21 protein-coding genes are annotated in these 22,641 nt (G+C 74.3%); 10 read left to right on the top strand and 11 right to left on the bottom strand.

The window, feature by feature from the left end:
- Positions 1–61: 61 nt before the first annotated feature.
- The 3 genes from OG276_RS27185 to OG276_RS27195 form a co-directional block, all read right to left on the bottom strand.
- Positions 62–1,987, bottom strand: coding sequence for a hypothetical protein (locus tag OG276_RS27185; protein ID WP_266909324.1), 1,926 nt, complete (start codon positions 1,985–1,987; stop codon positions 62–64).
- A 99-nt stretch (positions 1,988–2,086) separates the two neighbouring features.
- Positions 2,087–2,902 carry a tyrosine-protein phosphatase gene (locus tag OG276_RS27190; protein WP_266909325.1) on the bottom strand — a complete coding sequence of 272 codons (816 nt, stop codon included), beginning with the start codon at positions 2,900–2,902 and terminating at the stop codon, positions 2,087–2,089.
- A gap of 65 nt (positions 2,903–2,967) precedes the next feature.
- On the bottom strand, positions 2,968–3,600 hold the full coding sequence (locus OG276_RS27195) for a rhomboid-like protein (protein ID WP_266909326.1): 633 nt from the start codon (positions 3,598–3,600) through the stop codon (positions 2,968–2,970).
- Between the two features lie 66 nt (positions 3,601–3,666).
- Between OG276_RS27195 and OG276_RS27200 the strand changes: the two genes are divergently transcribed.
- Positions 3,667–4,416: a hypothetical protein gene (locus OG276_RS27200; protein WP_266909327.1), complete on the top strand. Its 750-nt coding sequence runs from the start codon at positions 3,667–3,669 to the stop codon at positions 4,414–4,416.
- A gap of 77 nt (positions 4,417–4,493) precedes the next feature.
- Positions 4,494–5,978: a PepSY domain-containing protein gene (locus OG276_RS27205; protein WP_266909328.1), complete on the top strand. Its 1,485-nt coding sequence runs from the start codon at positions 4,494–4,496 to the stop codon at positions 5,976–5,978.
- A 51-nt stretch (positions 5,979–6,029) separates the two neighbouring features.
- Here the strand turns inward: OG276_RS27205 and OG276_RS27210 are convergent, their stop codons facing one another.
- The 4 genes from OG276_RS27210 to glnII all read right to left on the bottom strand — a co-directional run bounded on the left by OG276_RS27210 (position 6,030) and on the right by glnII (position 10,994).
- Positions 6,030–7,859, bottom strand: a complete 1,830-nt coding sequence (locus tag OG276_RS27210; protein WP_266909329.1) for a serine/threonine-protein kinase — start codon at positions 7,857–7,859, stop codon at positions 6,030–6,032.
- A 161-nt stretch (positions 7,860–8,020) separates the two neighbouring features.
- On the bottom strand, positions 8,021–8,614 hold the full coding sequence (locus OG276_RS27215; RefSeq protein WP_266909330.1) for a winged helix-turn-helix domain-containing protein: 594 nt from the start codon (positions 8,612–8,614) through the stop codon (positions 8,021–8,023).
- Positions 8,615–8,967: 353 nt separating this feature from the next.
- Positions 8,968–9,876, bottom strand: coding sequence for a hypothetical protein (locus tag OG276_RS27225; protein ID WP_266909332.1), 909 nt, complete (start codon positions 9,874–9,876; stop codon positions 8,968–8,970).
- A 98-nt stretch (positions 9,877–9,974) separates the two neighbouring features.
- Complete coding sequence (gene glnII / locus OG276_RS27230) at positions 9,975–10,994, bottom strand: glutamine synthetase (protein WP_266909333.1); 1,020 nt, start codon at positions 10,992–10,994, stop codon at positions 9,975–9,977.
- A gap of 267 nt (positions 10,995–11,261) precedes the next feature.
- Here glnII and OG276_RS27235 point away from each other — a divergent pair, with 267 nt between their 5' ends.
- Positions 11,262–12,203, top strand: coding sequence for a Gfo/Idh/MocA family protein (locus OG276_RS27235; RefSeq protein ID WP_266913141.1), 942 nt, complete (start codon positions 11,262–11,264; stop codon positions 12,201–12,203).
- Positions 12,204–12,263: 60 nt separating this feature from the next.
- Here the strand turns inward: OG276_RS27235 and OG276_RS27240 are convergent, their stop codons facing one another.
- On the bottom strand, positions 12,264–12,845 hold the full coding sequence (locus tag OG276_RS27240) for a hypothetical protein (protein WP_266909334.1): 582 nt from the start codon (positions 12,843–12,845) through the stop codon (positions 12,264–12,266).
- Between the two features lie 163 nt (positions 12,846–13,008).
- Between OG276_RS27240 and OG276_RS27245 the strand changes: the two genes are divergently transcribed.
- The 3 genes from OG276_RS27245 to OG276_RS27255 all read left to right on the top strand — a co-directional run bounded on the left by OG276_RS27245 (position 13,009) and on the right by OG276_RS27255 (position 15,916).
- The gene (locus OG276_RS27245) at positions 13,009–13,716 is read left to right on the top strand and encodes an NADPH-dependent F420 reductase (protein WP_266909335.1); all 708 of its coding nucleotides are present in this window, start codon (positions 13,009–13,011) and stop codon (positions 13,714–13,716) included.
- The gene (locus tag OG276_RS27250; protein ID WP_266909336.1) at positions 13,713–14,636 is read left to right on the top strand and encodes a ketopantoate reductase family protein; all 924 of its coding nucleotides are present in this window, start codon (positions 13,713–13,715) and stop codon (positions 14,634–14,636) included. The genes OG276_RS27245 and OG276_RS27250 overlap by 4 nt, the downstream gene beginning before the upstream one ends.
- A gap of 176 nt (positions 14,637–14,812) precedes the next feature.
- Complete coding sequence (locus OG276_RS27255; protein ID WP_266909337.1) at positions 14,813–15,916, top strand: serine hydrolase; 1,104 nt, start codon at positions 14,813–14,815, stop codon at positions 15,914–15,916.
- On the opposite strand, the gene OG276_RS27260 is transcribed toward OG276_RS27255, so the two are convergent.
- A complete protein-coding gene (locus tag OG276_RS27260; RefSeq protein ID WP_266909338.1) occupies positions 15,913–16,284 on the bottom strand; it encodes an ArsC/Spx/MgsR family protein in 372 nt (123 codons plus the stop codon). The two genes, OG276_RS27255 and OG276_RS27260, sit on opposite strands and share 4 nt — an antisense overlap.
- A gap of 106 nt (positions 16,285–16,390) precedes the next feature.
- Here OG276_RS27260 and OG276_RS27265 point away from each other — a divergent pair, with 106 nt between their 5' ends.
- The gene (locus OG276_RS27265; RefSeq protein WP_266909339.1) at positions 16,391–16,654 is read left to right on the top strand and encodes a hypothetical protein; all 264 of its coding nucleotides are present in this window, start codon (positions 16,391–16,393) and stop codon (positions 16,652–16,654) included.
- Between the two features lie 46 nt (positions 16,655–16,700).
- On the opposite strand, the gene OG276_RS27270 is transcribed toward OG276_RS27265, so the two are convergent.
- Together OG276_RS27270 and OG276_RS27275 are read right to left on the bottom strand one after the other, a co-directional pair.
- A complete protein-coding gene (locus OG276_RS27270; protein WP_266909340.1) occupies positions 16,701–17,486 on the bottom strand; it encodes a polysaccharide deacetylase family protein in 786 nt (261 codons plus the stop codon).
- A gap of 111 nt (positions 17,487–17,597) precedes the next feature.
- Complete coding sequence (locus tag OG276_RS27275; RefSeq protein WP_266909341.1) at positions 17,598–18,716, bottom strand: PP2C family protein-serine/threonine phosphatase; 1,119 nt, start codon at positions 18,714–18,716, stop codon at positions 17,598–17,600.
- A 76-nt stretch (positions 18,717–18,792) separates the two neighbouring features.
- On the opposite strand from OG276_RS27275, the gene OG276_RS27280 reads away from it, so the two are divergent.
- The 3 genes from OG276_RS27280 (at position 18,793) to OG276_RS27290 (ending at position 22,532) form a co-directional block, all read left to right on the top strand.
- Entirely contained in the window at positions 18,793–19,500 is a 708-nt protein-coding gene (locus OG276_RS27280; RefSeq protein WP_266909342.1) for a VIT family protein, read from the top strand.
- Between the two features lie 679 nt (positions 19,501–20,179).
- Positions 20,180–21,073 (top strand): TIGR01777 family oxidoreductase, encoded by an 894-nt coding sequence (locus OG276_RS27285; protein ID WP_266909343.1) that lies wholly within the window; start codon positions 20,180–20,182, stop codon positions 21,071–21,073.
- 208 nt (positions 21,074–21,281) lie between these two features.
- Positions 21,282–22,532: an FAD-dependent oxidoreductase gene (locus tag OG276_RS27290; RefSeq protein WP_266909344.1), complete on the top strand. Its 1,251-nt coding sequence runs from the start codon at positions 21,282–21,284 to the stop codon at positions 22,530–22,532.
- The last annotated feature ends 109 nt before the right edge of the window (positions 22,533–22,641 follow it).

The raw sequence follows: 22,641 nt of genomic DNA on the forward strand, positions 1-22,641 counted from the left end.
TGCCGGGCCCGTGCACGGGCCCGGTGCGGGGATGGGCGCGGGGATCGGCACGGGGCCGGGACTACCTCAACACCCCTGCCTTCGAGCCGTCCGTGAGCTTCCCCGTCAGCTCCACCTGCGCCCCGGCCGGAGCCTTCACCGCCAGCCGGTTGCCCACCGCGACCCCGCTCACCTGTCCGCCGCCCACGGTCAGCGAAGCGAACTGCGCACTGCCCGCCGCCAGTACGTACCACTGCCCGGCCTTCGACTTCCAGAGCACCCCGGCCAGCACCCGCGGCTCCCGCGGCCCGCACGCCGGCGAGCCCTCGGCCTTCGCCGCCTGCGCCGCCAGCGGCGCGCCCGGGGCCAGGAACTGCGCCTGCACCCGGTCCGCCGTGCCCTGCCAGGTCTCCGCACGGGTGCACAGCCAGGTCGCCGTGCCGTCGCCCTCCGGCAAGGGCTGCTTCGCGTACGTCCACGCGTTGACCGTGCGCACCCCGTGCGAGCGCACCGAGGGCAGCAGGCACGCGATCCGCGACCAGTCGCCGAGCTCCGCGCCCTCCGTCACGTTCCGCTCGGCGCCCGGCGCCCCCGAGGTCAGCCGGGCCGGGGTCAGCTCGCCCAGGTCGGTGATCAGCCGGGTCGAGCCGTCGCCGGTCACGGCCAGGGCGTTCCAGCTCGTACAGGTGCCGTCCGGGGCGGGGCTCGGCACCGGCGGAGTGACCCCCTGCGGCGTCAGCTCCAGTCGGGTCGGGGCGTCCGCCGGCTTCAGCAGGTCCCGCCGGGTCACGCCCTTCACCCACGGCGCCGCCAGATAGCGGACGTTGCCGTCGACCCGGCTGAGCACCAGGGCCGCCGCCGTGTCCGCCGAGGCGCCGTCGGTCCGGGCGAAGTCGAGGGCGGCGATATCGGTGCCGGAGAGCGGTTCGGCGTACCGCGCCACGCGCAGGCCGTCGTAGAGGAGCACCACGACGGCCTGGTCCACGGTCCCGGCGAACAGCAGCTGCGGGGGCCCCATCGGCGGCCCGGACGGGGTGCCCGGGGTGGCCGAGACCACGACCGAGCGGCCCGGCCGGGCCCAGACGGCCAGCGCCCGCCGCAGCAGCGCGGCATCGTCGACGCGGTCGCCGCGCGCGGGCCAGCCGGAGTAGTCGGTGCGGGAGGAGGTGCCCCAGACCGTGGGGGCGACCCGGACCAGCTGCCCGGGGTCCAGGGCCTGCTCCGCCGCCGCGTTCCTGGCGTAGAGCGGTGCGGCGGCCCCGTCGGACCCCCACCCGCCGCCGGGCAGCGCGAGCAGGACCCCGCACACGGCGAGGGCGACCCCGGCGGCGATCCCGGCCCGCACGAGCCGGCGGCGGCGCAGCAGGTCGGTGGGCCGGGCCTGGAGCACGCAGGGGTCGAACTCGGGGGAGGCGAACAGCTCGTCGGTCGACGGATCCCCCGACTCCGCGACGGCGGCGGCCGGATTGGCCACGCCCGCCTCGGTCAGCACCCGCAGCACCTCGGGCTCGGGCAGCCGCTCCAGCGCCCGCAGTACGCACGCGGCGCGGCCCGGCCCGTCGAGGGTGGCCAGCCACTGGTCGAGCGCCAGCTCCTCGGCCCCGCCCGAGCGCGGGAACAGCCGCAGCCCCCACACCTGGGGCAGCAGCGGAGGCAGTTGGGCCCGCCGGGGCAGCGCGCGGAACGTGACCGGGATCCCGGCTTCGAGGGCGGAGCGCAGCACGCGCAGCCGCACGTACGCGTACCCGGACTCGGGCCCCGCCCCACCCCGCTGCCCCGGAACCCCGCCCTGCACCGCCGCCTGCGCGGCCGCCCCGTCCCGCCGCCCGCGCGGCAGGGCGCGCTGGGCCAGCGAGTGGGCGGTGAGCACCCGCCGGTTGCGGCCGAGGGCGGGCGGCAGCACCAGATAGGCCAGCCGCACCAGCCGCGGATAGTGCTCGACGATGGCGGCCTCGGCCTGCTCGACATCGGGCGGGAGGGGGCGGGTGGCGGTATCCGGCGCAGTCACGTTCAGCAGAACGAGCGAATGGTCGGATGGTCACCGGGTCCCAGCGCGCGTGTTCGGACCGGCTCTCCCGGCGCGGCCGGGAGGATCCCGCCGGAAGGCTCAGACGATGAGGCGGGCGCGCAGGGCCTCGACCGTTTCGTCGGGGACGCCGAGGCCCTCGCGCACGTACTTCTCCATCGAGCCGTAGCGCGTGTTCACCTCGTCCAGCGCGGCCTCCAGGTAGGAGGGGAAGACGCCGATCAGCGCCAGCGCGATGTCCGGGTCGCCGCCGGCCGCCGTGAAGCCCTCGATCATCGGGGCGAAGGCGATCCGCACCGCCGGGTTGACCGACAGGTACTCGCTCATCAGCGTCTCGTCGTCGGCGCCGAGCAGGGACAGGACCACGGTCGCGCCCCAGCCCGTACGGTCCTTGCCCGCCGTGCAGTGGAAGAGCAGCGGCCCGGACCGCGGATCGGCGAGCTCGGTGATCAGCAGCCGGTACGCGGCCTGCGCGGAGGCGGAGCTCACCAGGGAGCGGTAGATGCCGGCGAACAGGGCCTGCGCCTTGCCGCCGCCCAGGTGCTCCTCCGCCACCACCGGGTCGGACAGGAGGTCCTTGAGCTGGGCGGCGGGAATCTTCCCCGGTCCGCCGTCGCCGGTGCTGTCGGCCGAGATCTTGTCGGCCAGGGCGTCGGCTATGAGCACCCGGGCGCCGGCCGGTATCCGGTCGGGGTGATCGCCGCGCTCGACGGCGGAGCGGAAATCGACGACGGTGCCGATGCCCAGGGCGGCCACGGCCCGGTCGACGTCGAGGTCGAGCCGGTCGAGCTGGCCGGAGCGCAGCGCCAGGCCCGGGCGGACCCTGCGGCCGTCGGCGAGCGGGGTACCGCCGAGGTCCCGGAGGTTGGCGACGGTCGTGGCGGGGGTGGCGGTCATCGTGGCGGCTCCAACTGATCGGAGAAATCTGATCAGAGAATCGAATGATCAGAGAAATGGATGGCTCAGGACGAAGTGCGCTGGGTGACGCGTGTCATCCCTATGATTTTCGGAGATTTCGCTCCGGAAAGGTAATCGGCGGCCAGCGAGACCCCGAGGCCGAGCCCCAGTGCCACCAGGTGCCCGGCGTCGGTGAAGCTCCGCTCCCGCCGCAGTACCGGCCGGACGGCGAGCGCCAGCAGCCCGGCCCGGGCGGTGGTGCGCACCGGCCCGCGCGGGAGCGCCGAGGTCAGCGCCCCGAGCACGGTGTTGAAGCCGTAGCTGGTGCCCACGTCCACCGCTCGCCGGGTCCGGGGGCCGGCCGTCCGGCGGAGCACCCCGTAGACCAGGAGGGTGGCCGTGACGTGCCCGAACAGGAAGGCGGCCGCCGTCCACCAGGCACCGTAGGCGTACTCGGCGTACCCGAGGACGGCCGCCAGCAGGAGCGCGTACGCCAGCGGCATCGGCTCCTCGACGAGGAAGGCGCTGGCCGCCAGGGTCTCCCAGCGGCCGGCGTCCAGGTTCTCGGCGTTGGTGGAGCAGCGGCGCAGCAGCCGCTCCCGCGCCGCGGGATCCAGCCGCTCCAGGGCGTACGCCCCGAGCTGGACCGCGCCCGTGTACACCGTGCTCATCGGGACCGTCAACGGCAGGGGGCTCATCGGACCATGATCGGCCACGGGGGCGCCCTTTTGCGAGGCGGGGGGCCGTGGCAACATTCCCAGGTCATGTCACACAGCCCCGCGCCGATGCGCGCCACCCGGGCCGCGGTATTCGCGGCGGTGGCCGTCGCACTGGGTGCGGCGGGGCATTCGTACATGTCCGGTACGGACCTTCCCGCGCTGGTGCTTCTGTCCGCATTCGGGCTGACCGGAGGGCTCGCCTGGCTCTCCGCCGGGCGCCGGCGCGGACCGCTCCCCATCGCCGCGTCGCTGCTCGCCGTACAGGCGGTCCTGCACCTCCTGTTCTCCTCTTCCCCGGCCGGTGGACGGCATCGGGCGGATGCGGATGCGGGCGCGGGTATGGACATGGGCGCGAGTGCCGGTGCCGGCAGGGAGGCCGCCGACGCCCTGCACGGCGTGCACTCCGTGAGCGGCATGGAGGGCATGAGCGGTATGGCCGGCATGGGTGACGTGGCCGCCGGCCACGCCCATGACGGGCTCGGCATGATCGCCGCGCACGCCCTCGCCGGGCTGTTCTGCGCGCTCTGGCTGGCCTGGGGCGAGGCCGCCGTCTTCCGGCTCGCCGCCGCCCTCGCGGCCGGGGCGCTGCTCGCCGCCCGGCCGCTCTCCCGGGTCCTCGCCCTACTCCGGGCGCGTGCGATCCCCGTACCGCCGGCGCGGGCGTTCCCGCCCGCCGGGTACGAGCGGCCGCGCACCCTGCGCGGTGCCGTGCACGCGCACACCGCCGAGCGGCGCGGGCCGCCCGCGCGCGGACGGATCCGCATCACGGCCCCCGGCCGTCCTGCCCGCGCCTGACCGAACGGCGCACCCCTGACCGGGGAGGCGAGACCTGGGGCCCCTCACCCATGTCTTCGCCAACACCTAGGACACCCATGTCTCTCGAAGAGGTCGGGGAACTCCGCGCAGCGGACCCCGACGCCCCCGAAACCCCCCTGGCCGCGGCAGAACCAGCCCCCGCCCGGACGCCCGGAACCTGGGCGGCCCTGCGGCCACTGCTCCTGCGCCTGCACTTCTACGCCGGGCTGCTGATCGCCCCGCTCCTGCTCGTCGCCGCCACCACCGGGTTGCTCTACGCCGGCTCCTGGCAGGCCGAGAAGATCCTCTACTCCGACGAGCTGACGGTCGACCGCGTCGGCGCGAGCGCGCAGCCGCTCGGCGCGCAGGTCGCCGCGGCCGTGAACGCCGCGCCCCAGGGCAAGGTGACGGCCGTATGGCCCGCGCCCGAGGCGGACGCCACCACCCGGGTGATCATGGAGAGCCCGGGACTCGCCGAGGGCGAGACCCTCACCGTGTTCGTCGATCCGTATACGGCCGAGGTCCGCGGGAAGCTCACCACCGTCGGGGACGCGCTGCCGCTGCGGGCCTGGCTGAGCGAGTTCCACTCCAGCCTCCACCTGGGGGAGTTCGGCCGGAACTACAGCGAACTCGCCGCGAGCTGGCTGTGGGTGGTCGCGCTCGGCGGGCTCGCGCTGTGGATCGGCCGCAAGCGTGCCCGTAAGGCCGCCCTCGTAGCGCCCGACCGCACGGCGACCGGCCGCCGCAAGACCCTGTCCTGGCACGGCTCCGTCGGCGTCTGGATCGCGGTCGGCCTCGTCGGCCTCTCCGTCACCGGCCTGACCTGGTCGAGGTACGCCGGCGAGAACATCGGGGAACTCAAGGACGGCCTCGGCGGGGGCACCCCGGCCGTGGCCGCCAAGCTTCCCGGCGCCCCGGCCGCCGACGCGGGCGGCGAGCACGCCGGGCACGGCGCGGCCGGCGGTGACCAGGCGGCGATGCCCGCCCCGGTCGATGTCATCGGCATCGACGGAGCGGTGGCGGCGGCCCGGTCCGCCGGAGTCACCGAGTCGCTGCGGATCAGCCTGCCCACCCCGGGCAAGGGGTACGTGGTCAAGGAGCAGGACAAGCAGGTGCCGGTGCACCTGGACGCGGTCTCCGTGGACCCCGCAGACGGCCGGGTCATGGACGAACTCCGCTTCGCCGACCACCCGCTGCTCGCCCAGCTGACCCGCTTCGGCATCGACCTGCACATGGGCCTGACCTTCGGGCTCGCCAACCAGCTGGCGCTGGCCGCGCTGGCGGTCCTGGTGATGTTCATGGTCGTCTGGGGCTACCGCATGTGGTGGCTGCGCCGCCCGACCAAGGAGCGCACGCTCTCGGCCGGCCGCCCCCAGCCGCGCGGGGCGTGGCGGAAGCTGCCGGTGACGCTGCTGCTGCCGCTGGCCGCGGCGACGGCCGTCGTGGGCTGGTTCGTACCGATGCTGGGCATCAGCCTGCTGGTGTTCCTCGCGGGGGACCTGGCACTGGGCTTCGTCGCGTCGAGGCGCGGGGCCGGGGCCGGGGCCGGCGCCGAGGTCTAGATCACCGTTCGTGGGCCCGGGCCTCCTCCCGAGGAGCCCGGGCCCACGGCGTCAGCCGATCTTCCAGAGGGTGAGTGCGGTGACGTAGTCGGGCACGGGGCGGAAGCCCCCCTTCTTGGGCACCACCTCGGTGATGCGGAGCATCGCCAGGTTCCCGTCGCTGGTGACCGTGCACAGCACGGTGCCCTTCGTGAGCTCCTTGCCCCGCTCGAGCTGGTCGCTCGTCAGCTTGGAGGCCAGGGCGTTGGTGGCGACGGCGTCCTTGCACTCCTCCGGCGCGCTGCCCGTGCTCTTGCCCGTGGCCGTCTGGAAGACCAGGCCCGCGTCGCTCCAGTCGTGGTAGGTGAGCTCCATGTCCCGGTCCTCGCCGATCTCCCCGTTGGGAATGACCTTCGGAGCGTCCAGGTCGACGTGGGTTCCGGTGCTGGAGGAGGGTGCGCGCAGCGTCAGGGGCTTGTCCTGGAAGACCACCGTGTACGCGGTCTTCGGCGGGGCGGAGGCCGAGGGCGAGGTCTTCGGCGCGGAGGAGGCCTTGGCCGGATCCGGTGATCCGGGCACGGGAGCGGCCGGGGTCTCCTGCCGGGCGGCGGGTGCCTTCGCGTCGTCCTTGGAGTCGTCCTCGTCCAGCAGCCAGACCGTGCCGGCTCCCGAGAGGACGGCCGCGACGAGGGAGGCGGCGACGAGCCCGCCACGGAAGCCCTTCCGAGCCGAAGCCGAAGCCGAAGCCGGAGCCGAAGCCGGAGCCGAAGCCGGAGCCGCGACCGAGACCGGCGGTACGGGCGTCGGGTGGCCCGGCCGCGGCGGCCCGGCGGGCCGGGGCGGCGCGAAGGCCGTGTCCGCGTCGTGGACCCCGCCGAAGGCACCGGAGGTCCCGGTCCCCGGTCCCGTACCGGCCGGGCCGAAGGCGCCACCACCACCGGCGGCCGCCGCCGCACCCGAGTCCGCCACCGTCGGCACCGGCGGATTCGCCGCGGCCTGCACCCGGCGGGCGATCTCCTGCCCGACCGGCTCCGGGAGCCAGCCGTCGAAATCGTTCAGCGGCCGTTTGGCGAACAGTTCGCACAGCGCGGCGAGTTCGTCCGTGCCGATCCGCTCCGCCGGATCCGCCGTCAGGCAGCGCTCCAGCAGCGGCCGCAGTTCCAGCGGGTAGCCGCTCAGGTCCGGGGGCAGCCGGTCGGTGTTGGCGATCCGCACGCCGAGGGCGGTGGCCCCGCCCTCCCCGTAGGGATGCCGCCCGGTGGCCGCGACGGCGGCGATGAGCCCGACCGAGAACAGGTCGCTCGCGGTGGTGACCTCGCCGCCCAGCGCGTGTTCGGGGGACATGTACTGCGGGGTGCCGATGACCCCGCCGGTGCGGGTGAGCTGCGTACTGTCGGCGGCCCGGGCGATCCCGAAGTCGATGACGTAGGGCCCAGCCGCGCCGAGCAGCAGGTTGGCGGGCTTCAGGTCGCGGTGCACGACCCCCGCGGCGTGGATGGAGCCGAGGGCCCGCGCCGTGCAGCCGATCAGCTGGAAGACGGCGCCCAGCGGGAGCGGACCGTAGGCGTTCAGGGTGTCGTGCAGCGACAGTCCCGGTACGAACTCCGAGGCGAGCCAGGGCAGGGCGCCCGTGGTGTCGTGGTCGAGGACCGGCACGAGGTGGTAGCCCTGCACCCGGCGCGCGGCCCGCACCTCCTGTTCGAACCGGCTCCGGAAGTCCGGGTCCTGCCCGAACTCCCGGCGGATCAGCTTCAGTGCGACCGGCTGCCCGCCGCGGGTGTGCGAGAGGTAGACGGTTCCCATGCCGCCCTCGCCGATCCGGGCGGTCAGCCGGTAGCCGGCGGTCTCGCGGGGGTCCTGGGGCTCAAGTGGGGCAAGTACGCTGCCGGTTCCGATGGTCACGACGGAAAAGCCTACGTCAGGGACCGGGCCTGATCAGCACGGATGTGCGAGGAAATCCCCTTTGTGATGGCCCGAGTTGGCCCGGTCCGGGCCGCGTGGTCCACCCCGCCCGGGCCGGGCCCGTACTCCCCCTCGTCAGTACGGGCCCGCCGTCGTCCCGGTCAGGGGGCGTACTTGTACCCCACGCGGCGCACGGTCTGGATCGCGCCGCGGTGGGCGGCGCCCAGCTTGCGGCGCAGCCGCGCGACGTGGACGTCGACCGTGCGGCCGTCGCCGACGTGGCCGTAGCCCCAGACGGTGGTCACCAGCTGGTCGCGGCTGTGCACCCGGTGCGGGTGCGCGACCAGATGGGCCAGCAGCTCGAACTCCAGGTACGTCAGGTCCAGAACCTCGCCGTCCACCTCGGCGGTGCGCTGCGCGGGGTCGATGCGGACCAGGGCGTCGCCGGTGACGGCCGCCGCGCCGGGGGTCGGGGCGGCGGGAACGGACTGCGGGGAGAAGGCGATCGGCGGCTGCTGGTCGGCCGGTACGAGCACCAGGTAGCCGACCATCGGCGGCTGGCCGGGGAGGGCCGGCAGGGTGTGCTGGGGAGCGGGCAGCCAGGTGGCGCCGGGCGGCAGGAAGTCCGCTACGCGGGCCACCTCATCGCGGTCCACGGCCCGCAGGCGGTGGCGCGGACTGGGCGGGAAGCTCGGGTAGGTCAGGGGAGAGGTCGCAGCGGAGGAGGCGGAAGCGAAGGAACGGGTGTTCGCCATGAGTGGTCAGCTCTTTCACGCGGAGTAGTCGGCAGGAGACGTACGTAAAGGCGTCGTCTTGTGTCGTACCGCGCAGACCGAAGGCCTGGGGGAGGTCGTTTTCGAGGTCCCGGAGGCTTTAGAGGGCCGGCGCGTTCTTCGCGCGGCAACACACCCGGTCGAAATCGTGATCCTGACGGGAAGGCCAGAACGGCTCGAGGTCGCTGCGACCTGTCGAGGTGTACGAGTAACTGGCCATGGCCCCATTCAAGCAGATGCGCGGCCCCCGGGGCAGGCCCCGTCTCACTCTATGGATCGGAATCCCATATTCCGTGATCATGGCGTGAACGGACCATTGCAATCCCGACAATCCGTCACCCGGCCAGCCGCTTCCTCCAGTCCATCTCCGTCACCCGTATCGCATCATGGGCGGATCCGTCCCACGACCAGGTCAGCCCCACCGCGTCCAGCGCCCGGGTGACCTGCCGGCCCACGGCGGCGGTGAGCTCCTCGCCCGGCGCGAAGCCCCCGTAGAGCAACCACAGGTCGCCCCCCGCCGCCGCGCCCTCGGTGCACTGCGAGTGGAAGAAGACGAAGCCCCGGGCGTCCTCCCGGCCCGCGGCCCGGATCTCCGCGAGGCCGCAGTTGCGGCAGCACGCGAAGTTCTCCCGCGCGGTGATGCCGGCGGCATCGAGCGAGGCGAAGGCCCGCGCGAGCCGCTCGGGGTCGGTCTCGCCCACCCAGTGCGCCTGCTCCGCCAGCCGCTCCCGCCAGAGCCGGTCCACCAGGTGCTCGGCCTGCGCGCGCGACACCGGCCGGACCCCGCCCGAGACGAGGTACTCCTCGGCGTGCTCGCTCAGCACCGCCCGGTCGTCGTAACCGCACCGGAGCCCGTCCCGTACGAGCTCGGTCAGCTCCTCCTCCACCTCGGGGGCGAGCGGGGCCGGCTCCTCCACCGGAAACTCCAGTCGCTCCCAGGCCGGACCGAGGTCCCAGCCCTTCTCCTGGCGGGCCCAGCGGGCCATCACGTCCACCACCTCGGCCGCCGTGCCGACGAACGCCTGGAAGTGCCGGTCGGGGGCGCCGTCGCGGTGCTCCAGCTGGTAGTCCCCGCCGGTCTCGTGCCAGACCTGGGCGAACACATCCGGTTCGTCCGGCAGTCGCTCCACGATGAGGAAGTGGTCGCCGTCGGCGCCGATGCGCCCGACGAGTTCGGACAGCAGGGGCAGCGCGGGCCGGCGGTAGGTCTCGGCGGGCTCGGTGCGCAGGGTGACGGGCAGCATGGTCCACACGATGGCAGGCGCCACCGACAGCGCGGCGCCCGCCCTCCCCGAGGGGGGAGGACGGGCGCCGGGGTGCTGTCAGGGGTGGCCGGCCGTGGTCAGACCAGGCCGTCCTTCTCCAGGGCGGTGCAGCAGGTGTCCGTGATGAGGCGGGTCACCACGTACGGGTCCACGTTCGCGTTCGGGCGGCGGTCCTCGATGTAGCCCTTGCCGTCCTTCTCCACCTGCCACGGGATGCGGACCGAGGCGCCGCGGTCCGAGACGCCGTAGCTGTACTCGTTCCACGGGGCCGTCTCGTGCAGGCCCGTCAGGCGCTCGTCGATGCCCGCGCCGTAGTTCTTGACGTGGTCCAGCGGCTTGCTGCCCTCGCCCAGGGACTCGGCCGCGGAGATGATCGCGCGGTAGTCCTCGCGCATCGCCTTCGTGGAGAAGTTGGTGTGCGCGCCCGCGCCGTTCCAGTCGCCCTTGACCGGCTTCGGGTTCAGCGTCGCGGAGACGTTGAAGTCCTCGGCGGTGCGGTAGAGCAGCCAGCGCGCGATCCACAGCTGGTCGGAGACCTCCAGGGGGCCGACCGGGCCGACCTGGAACTCCCACTGGCCGGGCATGACCTCGGCGTTGATGCCGGAGATCGCCAGGCCCGCCGCGAGGCAGTGGTCCAGGTGCTTCTCGACGATGTCGCGGCCGAAGATCTCGTCCGAGCCGACACCGCAGTAGTAGCCGCCCTGCGCGGCCGGGAAGCCGTTGACCGGGAAGCCGAGCGGGCGGGTGCCGTCGAAGAAGGTGTACTCCTGCTCGATGCCGTAGATCGGCTCCTGAGCGGCGAACTTCTCGGCGATCGGACGCAGCAGCGCGCGGGTGTTCGACTCGTGCGGGGTCATGTCGATGTTCAGGACCTCGCACAGGACGAGGACGTTGTCACCGCCGCGGATCGGGTCCGGGCAGGTGAACACCGGCTGCAGCACGCGGTCGGAGGCGTGGCCCTCGGCCTGGTTGGTGCTCGAACCGTCGAAGCCCCAGATCGGCAGCGCGCCGCCGTCCGCCATGATCTTGGTCTTGGAGCGGAGCTTCGCAGTCGGCTCGGTTCCGTCGATCCAGATGTACTCAGCCTTGTAGCTCACGGGCCCCATCCTTCGGTGCGTCGCTCCGGCGCAGACTCTGCGGGTGCTGCGTTGCGTCCTGCGGATCGCGTACGGCGGTTCACGTCCCTGTGGCTCGCGTACTGCGAATTCGTTCTGCGGTGTAGACCGCAGCGTGCCCGCTCGCGATTTCTCTTCCGTTGCCCGTATGTGAACCCCGTGTTACCGAGGTTTACTCCGCAGGTGGGCGCGGTCGAGAGGGTTGGCGTCAGAGCGCCCGTCCGGGTGGGGCAGACTGGGCGGGTGAGCATTTCGTACGATTTGACGTCCGCCGGAGATGCCGCCGCAGAGGCCGCTTCCGGGCCCCGCCCCCGGGTCGGCCTGCTGGGCACCGGCCCCTGGGCCCACCGCACGCACGCCCCCGCCCTCGCCGCCCACCCCGGCTCCGAGTTCGCCGGAGTCTGGGGCCGGCGCCCCGAAGCCGCGGCCGAACTGGCGCGCGAGTACGGGGTGAAGGTGTACGAAGACCCCGACGCGCTGTTCGCCGACTGTGACGCCGTGGCCTTCGCGCTCCCGCCCGACGTGCAGGCCCCGCTCGCCGTGCGCGCGGCCGCCGCCGGCTGTCACCTGCTGCTCGACAAACCCGTCGCCACGACCCCGGCCGACGCCCGCGCGGTCGCCGAGGCCGTCGCCGAGCACCGGGTCGCCTCCGTCGTCTTCCTCACCCTGCGCTTCGCCGAGCCGACCGCCGGCTGGGTGGAGGAGCAGGCGGAGCGCACGGGCTGGTTCACCGCCGCCGCGCACTGGCTCGGCGCGGTCTTCCCGCCCGACGGCGAGCCCAGTGCCTACGCGGACTCGCCCTGGCGCAAGGCCAAGGGCGGACTGTGGGACGTGGGCCCGCACGCCTTGTCCGTACTCATTCCGGTCCTCGGCGACGTCACCGAGGTCAGCGCCACCCGCGGCCCCGCCGACGTGGTCCAGCTGGCCCTGCGCCACAGCTCCGGCGCGGCCAGCACCGCCGTGCTCAGCCTCGGCTCCCCGCGCGCGGCCGCCGGGGTGGGACTGGAACTGCGCGGGACCGCCGGGGTCTTCGGCCTGCCGGAGTGGAGCGACGTACCGGGGGCCTACGGCCGCGCCCTGGACGCACTCCTCACCTCGGCCCGCACCGGGGTGCCGGACGTACGGGGGGCGGAGTTCGGAGCCCGGCTCACGGAGATCCTGGCGGAGGCGGAGGGGCAGCTGCCCCGATAGCGCCCGACGCCCTCGGGCACCCGGGTCCGGGTGACGCCCCCGCCGTGCGCGGCGGGGGCGTCACTTGATCACCGCGTTGGCCACGATGATGGCCAGCCCGATCGTGGCGTCGGCGACCCCGATGAGCAGCGCCGAGCCGAGCTTGTAGCCGACCCGGAGGGCCACGAAGGCGCCCCAGGCGAACAGCAGCGCGGTGTTCACGCCGAGCCCGATGGCAGTGACCCCGTGCGAGTCCCAGTCGGTGAGCCCGGCGACGAGCAGGAGCAGCACCGTGGGCAGGGTGGCCGCGATCATGGGCCACTCGTTCCACAGCGCCCGGCCCAGGATCCGCCACCGGTGGCCCGCGGAGCCGGCCTGATGGGTGCTCATGTGGTGCGAGTACCCGTGCGCGAGCCCGGCCGTGGCGGCGGTGACGAGCACCCAGCTGGCATCGTAGAAGGGGGTGTACTCCCCGCCCTTCTGGTCGAGCGCGGCCAGCAGCCCGGACGCCAGGACGGTCCCGTACACCCCGCCGAACATCCAGTCGGCGCCGCGGCGGGGCGGGGGGAGCGGGGGGAGCGCGGGCACCGGGAGCTCCGGCGGCACCGGCGGCACCGGAGCCTCGCCGGGCATGGTGGGCCTCGGGTGCTGCTGCTCGTTCACGATGGATCCTTTGGTGCGGTACGTCCCCTTTGTGCTGGACCCACCCTACGAGGCGCGGGGTGGGGCCGAGGTGAAGGGGTGGGGCCGCGACGGTCGCGGGGACGCCTCGCCGCCGGTGGCGCAGCGGCGGAATACCCCGGATCGCGGGCGACTTGAACCCCGCATGGCAACTCTTGGACTCATCGGAAGCGGCAATATCGGAAGCACCCTCGCGCGGCTCGCCGTGGACGCGGGGCTGGACGTGGTCCTCAGCAATTCCAGGGGACCGGAGACGCTGGACACCCTGGTCGCCGAGCTCGGCCCGCGGGCCCGGGCCGCCACCCCCGCCGAGGCGGCCGCGGCCGGCGACTGGGTCGTGGCCACCATTCCGCTCAAGAACTACCGCGAGCTGCCCGCCGACGTCCTGGCGGGCAAGGTCGTGCTCGACACGCTCAACTACTACCCGCAGCGGGACGGGGTCTTCCCCGCCCTGGAGGCGGAGGAGACCACCACCAGCGGGCTCGTCCAGGAACACCTGTCCGGGGCGCAGGTCGTCAAGGCGTTCAACAACATCTACTTCAAGCACCTGCTCTCCCTCGCCCGCCCGGCCGGCTCCCCGGACCGCTCGGCCCTGCCGATCGCGGGCGAGGACCCGGCCGCCCGCGCGTCCGCCACCCGCCTCCTCGACCTGCTCGGCTACGACGCGGTCGACGCGGGGACGCTCGCCGAGAGCTGGCGCTTCCAGCGCGACACGCCCGTGTACGTCCTCCCGTACGCCGAGGACACGGACGGCCCGGGGGGATTCCGCGAGGCTCCGGGGGCCGTTGCCGGTGCGGCGTCCGTCCGCGCCGCCCTGGCCGAGGCCGTCCGGCCCGCGGGCGGCGCCGGATGAGGATCCTGACGGTCGGAGCCGGAGCCGCGGGCGGCTACTTCGGCGCGCGCCTCGCCCGGGCCGGCCGGGACGTCACCTTCCTGGTGCGCCCCCGGCGGGCCGAGGCCCTGCGGGCGCGCGGGCTGCGGGTGAGCGGGCCGGGGGAGGAGATCGCCCTCGACCCGCAGCTCGTGACCGCCGACGCGCTGGCGCCGAAGTACGACCTCGTCCTGCTGTCGGTGAAGTCCACCTCCCTCGAAGCGGCCGTCCGGGACCTCGCCCCGGCGGTCGGTCCCGGCACGGTGATCCTCCCCCTGCTCAACGGGATGGCCCACCTCGACCGCCTCACGGACCGGTTCGGGGAGGCGGCGGTGCTCGGCGGGGTGGCCAAGGTGGTCACCACCCTGAACGAGCACGGCGACATCCTCCGGCTGGCCCCGCCCACCGTGCTGCTCACCGGCGAACTCGACGGCCGTCCCTCGGCGCGGGTGGACGCCGTGCGCGAGGTGCTGGCCGGGGCGGGCATCGACACCCCCGAAGTGCCGGACATCGTGGGCGCCATGTGGCACAAGTGGGTCTTCATCACCAGCCTGGTGGCGGTCACCTCCCTGGCGCGCGGAGCCGTCGGAGAGGTCAACGCCGTACCCGGCGGGACCGAGTTCGGCCTCGCGGTCCTCTCGGAGGCGGCCGCCGTGTCGGCCGCCGCCGGGCATCCGGTGCCGGAGTCCGAACTCGCCTTTACCGCACGGACGCTGGCCGCGCCGGGCTCGCCGCTGACCCCGTCGATGTACCGGGACCTGGTCGCCGGTCACCCGACCGAGGTCGAGCACGTGCTCGGCGACCTGACCGCCAGGGCCCGCGGCCTCGCCGTACCCACGCCGCTCCTCGATCTCGCGGCCCTCCAGCTGCGGGTGCACCAGCGCCGGGTGGCGGGGGCGTAGGGCGGAGGGGGCGGAGGGGGTGTAGGGCTGTGGCCGGCAGGCCTCAGGGTCTGCCCACCCGGCCCCTTCGGGGTGGCCTCGGGGTGGGGTCAGGGTGATCACCGATGGGCAACGCGCGGTGGCTGGAGGAGTGTTGGTGTCAGAGCCCACCGAGCCGCCTTCTCCAGGAGCCACCGATGAACGCACGCCCCCGCACCGCCCGCAGGATCGCCGTCACCGGCATCGCCTTCGCGGTCCTTGCCGTGGGTGCGGGTGCCCCGGCCGCACTGGCGGCGACCGGCGGGTCCGACGGCTCCGCCGCCACCCCGGCGTACGCCCGGCAGGCGGTCACCCGCGATCCCGCCGCACTGCGGGCCTTGCTGGTCTCCCTGCCCGACGGGATCTCGACGGGGGCCCTGGTGCGGCTGTCCGGCGAGGGGCTGCGCACGCCGTGGACCGGGACCGGCGGGCCCGTCGCCGCGGACGCGGAGGTCCCGATCGGCAGCGTCACCAAGCTGTTCACGAACGCCCTGGTGCTGCGGCTCGTCGCGGAGCACCGGATCGAGATCGACGCGCCGGTGCGCCGCTACCTGCCCGACCTGATACCCGAGGCCTACGCCGAAGTCACCGTCCGGCAGCTCATGGACCACACCGCCGACCTGCCGAAGGCCGGCAGCGATTCCGCCGACCCGCGCACCCTCGTGCTGGAGACGTTCGCGACGGAGGCGGCCACCGGCTCGGGCCGCACACCGGCCCCGGGCACGGTCCAGCAGTACAACGGGACGAACACCTTCGTCGCCGGCCTGCTCGTGGAGCGGATAACCGGCCGGACCTACGCGGAGGAGCTGCAGCGCCGCATCCTGCGCCCCCTGGGGCTGCGGCAGACCCGGATGTCGACGGATCCCCGGATGGCCAGGTTCTGGGCGGAGGGCGGCCTGGTCTCCACCGCGGCCGATCTGGACCGCTTCATGGGCGCACTGCTGGGCGGCCGACTGCTGCCGCCCGCCCAGCAGCGGCACCTGTACGAGGTCCCGGACGTGCCCAACGCCGCGGAGAACAAGTGCCTGTCGCCGAAGGCCTGCTTCAGCGCGGCCGGCTTGATGCGCCACGAGACGGCCGGCACCACGGTCTGGGGCAAGACGGGCTTCGGCCCCGGCTGGTCGACCGGGGTGTTCGCGACCGAGCACGCCGGCCGCCGGCTCGTCTTCGCCCACAACCCGGTGCCCGGTACGACCGGGAAGCAGCAGACGGGGCGCGCCGTGGAGTTCGTGAACGCGGGCCTCGCGGGTCTCGCGGGCTAGAGCGTGCGCGAGAGGGCTTCGCGGACGGCCTCCTCCGAGCGGGCCACCACCGCCGTGCCGTCCTCGGCGGTGATGATCGGGCGCTGGATCAGCTTCGGGTGCGCCGCCAGGTGGCTGATCCAGGCCCCGCGGGCCTCTTCGGTCTCCTCGCGCGGCAGGTCCCGTACGCCGGTCACCTTGGCCAGGGGATCCGAGGTGCGGGTGATGTCCCAGGGCTCCAGGCCGAGGCGGCCCAGGACCTCGCGGATCTCGGCTTCGGAGGGCACGTCCTCCAGGTAGCGGCGGACGGTGTACTCGGCGCCCTCCGCGTCCAGGAGCGTCAGCGCGCTACGGCACTTCGAGCAGGCGGGATTGATCCAGATCTCCATGCTCGAAAGCTTAGCCAGGTGCTGTCTGGCCAGGTCCTTTGTCAGTGGTCGCCGGTAAAATTCAAGGAGAAGGACAGGACGCCAACTTGCCTTTGGGAGGCTGTAGATGGCCACTGCCATGACCCTGCGCACCATCGATCCCGTCAAGAAGAAGCCGCTGCCGGCGGGACTGCCGCGCGAGTGGTACGAGAGCCACAACCGGCGGCTGAAGGCCATGCGACTGGCGATATCGCTGCTCGACTCGGGTACGTATGACGCTCAGCGCGCCACCAACCGCAAGATCCGCACGATGGCCGTCCGGACGGGCATCCGCCGGCCGTCGAACGTGACCTGCAAGCTGGTCCGTTCCTTCATCCGCGACGCCGGGTAGGCGCGGCGGGCGGGGGGCGGGCCGGGCGGGCCGGCGGGTCTCAGCCTCAGCCCGCCTCGGGGATCTTGGGGAAGCTGAAGCCGTAGCCCTGCTCCTTGAGCCACGGCAGCAGCTTTTCGAGGGCCTCGACGGACTGGGAGCGGTCGCCACCCCCGTCGTGCATGAGGATCGTCGGCCCCTTGGTCTTCAACTGGTCCTGCACGGTGCTGACGATCCTGTCCGCGCCGGGCCGGTTGAAGTCGCCGGGGTCGACGTTCCAGCCGAGGTTGGCCATGCCGTTGCGGGCGGCGATCTCGCGGCTCTCGGGGGTGAAGGCGCCGCCGGGGGCGCGGTAGTACCAGATGCGGGCGGAGCCGCTCGCCTCGTCGATCATCCGCTTCGCGTCCATGATCTCCCTCTCCTGGTACGCGACGTCTTTCTTGTTCATGGCCGTGTCGTGGCTGACCGCGTGGTTGCACAGGCGGTGGCCGGCCGAGGTGATCTCCTTCACCAGGTCCGGGTGCTTCTTCGCGTTCGGCCCGGTCAGGCAGAAGGTGGCCTTCGCGCCGTGGGCCTTGAGGAGTCCGAGCGCCTTCGGGGTCCACCTCGGGTCCGGGCCGTCGTCCAGGGTGAGGTTGACGACCTTGCCCCCGTCCTCGGCCGCGCGCACCAGGGCCGAGCCCACCTGGAGCGGGGCGGGGGCCTCGATCTGCTGGTGCTGCGCCGAGTCCGGGTCCGCCGCCGCCTCTTCCCCGGCCAGGCCCACCACGATCGCACCGGTGATCAGGGCGACGGCTCCGGCCGCCGCGATGATCGCGCTGATCCGCTGGTTGTGTTTGTACGGTGCGCGCATCGTAGGGGCCTCGATTTCCGTGCTCGGGGGGCTGGAAAACCCGAGCAAAACACGGAAATTGACCCAAATGGGCGATGGTCATCGTTTGGTCACGTGATCAGTACTGCGTGGTCACCGGGCCCCGGGGACCTCACCCGTCGCCCCCTCCGGCTCCGGTGACAGGGACAGCACCAGCAGGGCCACGTCGTCGCGCGGCCCGCCCCCGCTGAAGGACCGCAAGTCCCGCCACACCGCCGAGGCCAGGCCCGCCGGATCCGTCGCCAGTGCGGGCACGCGCGCGGCCAGCGGGTAGAAGTTGCCCGCCGCGTCACGGGCCTCCGTCACCCCGTCCGTGTACATCACCAGCCGGTCCCCGGGCAGCACCCGGAGCTCGGCCGGCACGGCCGGGGTGGGGCCGGCCAGGCCCAGGCCCAGCGGAGGCCCCGGGTCCACCTCGACTTCCGAGACCGTGAAACCCCGTAGCAGCAGGGGCGGGGGATGCCCGCACGACACGATCCGTACGAGGTCCAGCCCGGGCGGGAACTCCAGCAGCACCGCCGTCGCGAAGAGCTCCGCGTGCGCCACCGACTCGGCCGCCGAGTCCGCGAGCAGCCGCCGGTCCAGCCGGGCCGCCACCGTCGTGAGCTCCGCGTCGTCCAGGACCCCCTCCCGGAAGGCGCCGAGCAGCGAGGCCACGGTGCCGACGGCGGCCAGGCCGTGGCCCTGGACGTCGCCGACCAGCGCGCGCACGCCGTAGGGCCCGACCCGTACGTCGTACAGGTCGCCGCCGACCAGGGTGCCCTGCTGGGCCGCCCGGTAGAGGCCCGCGCAGCCGACCGCGCCGACCCGTTCGGGGACGGGCGGCAGGACCGCGAGCTGCGCCGCCTCCGCGACGGTGCGCACGCTCACCAGCTGGGCGTCGCGGCGTTTTCGGACCCAGGCGACCACCACGCTGAGCAGGCCGATCACGGCGACGGTCGCGAGGTCGGAGCCCCGGGCATGGGCGATCCCGAGCGTGGGCAGGCCGATGAGGACCAGCACCACCGCGGCGAAGACGGCCGTCCCGGCGGCCCCGTAGGCGAAGGCGGCGACCGGGGGGAGTCCGGCCAGGAAGTAGCCCAGCTCGACGTCGCCCGGGGTGATGCGCTGGACGAACACCAGCACGACGAGGGCCACCGCGGGCGCGAGGCGGGCCCAGCGCGGCGGCGGCGCCCCGCGCAGCCAGCCCGGCTCCTCGCGTCGGCGTCTCACCCCTCCACCCTGATCCCGGCACCGAAGGCGCGCACGCCGGGTGGCTCCGTAGGGCTGGGGCCGCCACAGTGGTGGCGTGACGGAAGCGGATGGTGCGGCGGGGCAGAGCGCGGCGATCAGTACCCGGCTGAACTGGCTGCGCGCGGGGGTGCTCGGCGCGAACGACGGGATCATCTCCACGGCGGGCCTGGTCGTCGGCGTCGCCGGGGCCACGACCTCGCGCACGGCGATCCTGGCGGCTGGCGTCGCCGGGCTGCTGGCGGGCGCGCTGTCGATGGCGGCGGGGGAGTACGTGTCGGTCAGCTCCCAGCGGGACTCGGAGAAGGCGGCGCTGGACCTGGAGCGGCGCGAGCTGGAGGAGTCGCCGCAGGAGGAGCTGGAGGAACTGACGGGGCTGCTGGTCGGCAGGGGACTGAGCGAGTCGGTGGCCCGGGAGGCGGCGGAGCAGCTGACGGAACGGGATGCGCTGCGGGCGCACGCGCGGGTGGAGCTCGGGATCAACCCCGACGAGCTGGCCAACCCCTGGCACGCGGCGGCGGCGAGCCTGGTGGCGTTCACGGTCGGGGCGCTGCTGCCGCTGCTGGCGATCGTGCTGCCGGGGGCGTCCTGGCGGGTCCCGGTGACCGTGGTCGCGGTCCTGCTGTCCCTGACCCTGTGCGGGGTGCTCAGCGCACGGCTGGGCGGGGCGCCGGCGGCCCGGGCGATCCTGCGCAACGTCGCCGGCGGAGCCCTGGCCATGGCGGTGACCTACGCGGTGGGCACCTGGCTGGGCACCGCCACCTGACGGCCGGGCCCCCTGACGGTCCGCCCGCGGCTCGGGCGCCGGTACGCTCCTGCGGCCTGACGGGCCCGGGGCCCGACGGGCCCGGCCGCCTGACGGTCCCGCCCGCCGGTCCCGCCCGCCCGCCGGTCCCGCCTGCCGCCGGTCCTGCCTGCCGCCGGGCGGGCCTGCCACCGGCACCGCCGGCCACGACCTGCGGCGCGCCCGCCACCTGAGGCGTCCGCCGCCTGACGGGCCAGTCGTCCGAGGGGCCTGCCGCCGCTGCCCGGGCCTGCCGCAGGCCGCCCGGGCCCGCTGCCGACGCCTCCGGCCCGCGGCCGAGCCACCTGCGGCCGGGGGAGCCCCCGCCGCGAAGATCAGGGGTCCCCTACCCGCCCTTCCTCCGTTCCCCGGGCTCCGCCCGGACCCGGTGTTCACCCACCGGACGGGCCGACGGCACGGCCTTCGGGGCTCGCCCGCGCGGGCCCGGCGGTGCGCGTCCCGTGACGGTGCGGCCCGGCGGCCCCGGCCCGGGAGCGCGCGGTCTGGAGGTACGCGCGCCCGGGACCGTGCGGCCCGCGGCCCCGGCCCGGGAGCGGAAGTGCGCGGCCCTGGACCGTGCGGCCGGCGACAGGGCGGCCGGGAAAGCGTGCGGCCCGGGTCGCCGGGGCCGTCGGTGCGGGGGCGCTGCCAAGATGGGGCCATGCGTATCGCAGTCACGGGGGCCACTGGGCTCATCGGCAGCGCCCTCGGGCGGTCACTGAAGGCCGACGGACACGAGGTCGTCCGGTTCGTGCGGCGGGAGCCGGCCGGGCCCGGCGAGGCGCGGTGGGACCCCGCGCGCGGGTACGTGGACCCGGCCGGGCTCGCCGGCTGCGGGGCCGTAGTGCACCTCGCCGGGGCCGGAGTCGGAGACCACCGCTGGACGGCCGCCTACAAGCGGGAGATCCGCGACAGCCGGGTCAAGGGCACGGCCGCCATCGCCTTTGCCGTCGCCGCCATGGACGAGCCGCCCGCGACGCTCGTCTGCGGATCCGCCATCGGGTACTACGGGGACACGGGAGACCGGACGGTCGACGAGGATTCCCCGGCCGGGGAAGGGTTCCTCCCGGAGGTCTGCGTGCAGTGGGAGGCGGCCGCCGCGCCCGCCCGGGACGCCGGGGTCCGGACCGTGTTCGCCCGTACGGGACTGGTCGTCGCCGCCGAAGGCGGGGCCTGGGGGAAGCTGTTCCCGATCTTCAAGGCCGGCATCGGCGGCCGCCTGGGCAACGGCCGACAGTACTGGTCGCACATCTCGATGCACGACGAGATCGCCGCCCTGCGCCACATCATCGACACCTCCGCCCTGACCGGGCCGGTGAACCTGACCGCCCCCGAGCCCCTGACCAACCGCGAGGTCACCGCCGCGATGGGCCGGGTCCTGCACCGCCCGGCGGTGTTCGCCGTGCCCGCGCCGGTCATGCGCGTGGTGCTCGGGGAGTTCGCCCAGGACGTGCTGGGCAGTCAGCGGGTGCGTCCCGCGCGGCTGCTGGAGTCCGGGTTCGTCTTCCGGTACCCGGGGATCGAGGAGTCGATCAGGGCCGCGCTGGAGGCCTGAAACGGCCCGGCGCTCCGGGCCTGAAAGCCCCGGGGCTCCGGGGGAGCGCCCCGGCGCACGCGCGCGACCGTTCGTGAGCCGAATGCGACCGCCGTGCGACCGGAGTTGACCGCATTACCCGTAAAGGCACGTGCAACTCGGGTTCCGCCGGACCGCGTTGGGGGAAGGAGGTTCCCCACACAGCCGGGCCGACCTCGGGGAGGGGCACGTGCTCAACAGCGCACACGCACACCATGCGGACGTGGTCATCGTAGGAGCCGGAGTCTCCGGACTCGCGGCAGCGCACCACCTCATCGCGGCCGGAGTCACGGTCATCGTCCTGGAGGGCGCCGACGATCCGGGCGGCCGGATGGCCACCGAGACCGTCGACGGCTTCCGGCTCGACCGGATCGGCCAGCTCCTCAACACCGCCTACGCCGAACCGGCCCGTACCCCGGGCCTCGAAGGCCTGGTCCTCAAGCCCTTCGCGCCCGGCGCCCTCGTCCACAGCGACGGCAGAACGCTGCGCGCCGGCGCCCTTACCCCCGCCCGCGCCCTGACCAGCGGCTCCCTCGACCAGGCCAGGGTCGGCGCGGCGCTCGCCCGCCTCGCCGCACTGCCCGAGGAACGCCTCCTGGCCCGCCCCGAGCGCACCGCGCACGCCGCCCTGAGCTCCAGGAGCCTCGGTACGACGCTGCGCCCGCTCCTCGCCGCGCTCCTGCGCGACCCCGCACTCACCACCTCCAGCCGCGTCGCGGACCTGGCCCTGCGCACCTTCGCGCGCGGCCGCCTCGCCGTACCCGAGGGCGGCGCCGCCACCCTGCCCGGACTGCTCGCCGCCGCGCTGCCGCCCGGCACCGTACGGACCGGGGTCCGGGTCCGCTCCCTCGCCACCAACCTGGTCACCACCGAGGGACACGGCGACTTCAGCTGTCGCTCGGCGGTCCTGGCCACCGGCGCCCGGGCCGCCGCCGAACTGCTCCCGGGCCTGCGCGTGCCCGCCTTCCACCAGGTGACCGTGATGCACCACGCCACCACCACCCCGCTCGCCTGGGACGGCTCGCTGCTCCTGGACGGGGACCCGGACTGGCCCGTCGCCCACACCGCGGTGATGAGCGCGGTCGACCCGACGCGCGCCCCCGCCGGCCGCAGCCTCGTCACCACCACCGTGCTCGGCCCGCCGCCGCCCACCCGGACGGTCGCCTCGCGCCTGGCCCGGCTCTACGAGACCGCGACCCGGGACTGGGAGCTGCTGGCCGTCCACCACACCCCGGAGGCCGTCCCCGCCATGCCACCGCCGCAGGACACCCGGCGCACCGTCCGGGTCCTGGCCGGCCTCTACGTGTGCGGCGACCACCGGGACACCAACACCGTCGAGGGAGCCCTGCGCTCGGCCCGCCGCGCCGCGGCCGCGCTCCTGCGCGACTTCGGCATCCCGGTCCCGGCCACCCGGAAAACCGCCCTCCCGGTGGCGGCCTGAGCCAACCACCCACCCGGACCGGCAGGACAGCGCCGCCCTGCGGGCAACCACCCACCTCGGGGGTGGTTGCCCGCAGGGCAACATCAACCCGGCTGGGAACACCCGCAGC

This window comes from Streptomyces sp. NBC_00086 (assembly GCF_026343255.1).
Taxonomy (GTDB): Bacteria; Actinomycetota; Actinomycetes; order Streptomycetales; family Streptomycetaceae; genus Streptomyces.

Excerpts from the sequence above, each read along its gene's own strand:
- OG276_RS27190 (WP_266909325.1), bottom strand. The coding sequence starts at position 2,902 with ATGACCGCCACCCCCGCCACGACCGTCGCCAACCTCCGGGACCTCGGC.
- OG276_RS27195 (WP_266909326.1), bottom strand. The coding sequence starts at position 3,600 with ATGAGCCCCCTGCCGTTGACGGTCCCGATGAGCACGGTGTACACGGGC.
- OG276_RS27200 (WP_266909327.1), top strand. The coding sequence starts at position 3,667 with ATGTCACACAGCCCCGCGCCGATGCGCGCCACCCGGGCCGCGGTATTC.
- OG276_RS27205 (WP_266909328.1), top strand. The coding sequence starts at position 4,494 with ATGTCTCTCGAAGAGGTCGGGGAACTCCGCGCAGCGGACCCCGACGCC.
- OG276_RS27215 (WP_266909330.1), bottom strand. The coding sequence starts at position 8,614 with ATGGCGAACACCCGTTCCTTCGCTTCCGCCTCCTCCGCTGCGACCTCT.
- OG276_RS27225 (WP_266909332.1), bottom strand. The coding sequence starts at position 9,876 with ATGCTGCCCGTCACCCTGCGCACCGAGCCCGCCGAGACCTACCGCCGG.
- OG276_RS27245 (WP_266909335.1), top strand. The coding sequence starts at position 13,009 with ATGGCAACTCTTGGACTCATCGGAAGCGGCAATATCGGAAGCACCCTC.
- OG276_RS27250 (WP_266909336.1), top strand. The coding sequence starts at position 13,713 with ATGAGGATCCTGACGGTCGGAGCCGGAGCCGCGGGCGGCTACTTCGGC.
- OG276_RS27255 (WP_266909337.1), top strand. The coding sequence starts at position 14,813 with ATGAACGCACGCCCCCGCACCGCCCGCAGGATCGCCGTCACCGGCATC.
- OG276_RS27260 (WP_266909338.1), bottom strand. The coding sequence starts at position 16,284 with ATGGAGATCTGGATCAATCCCGCCTGCTCGAAGTGCCGTAGCGCGCTG.
- OG276_RS27265 (WP_266909339.1), top strand. The coding sequence starts at position 16,391 with ATGGCCACTGCCATGACCCTGCGCACCATCGATCCCGTCAAGAAGAAG.
- OG276_RS27270 (WP_266909340.1), bottom strand. The coding sequence starts at position 17,486 with ATGCGCGCACCGTACAAACACAACCAGCGGATCAGCGCGATCATCGCG.
- OG276_RS27285 (WP_266909343.1), top strand. The coding sequence starts at position 20,180 with ATGCGTATCGCAGTCACGGGGGCCACTGGGCTCATCGGCAGCGCCCTC.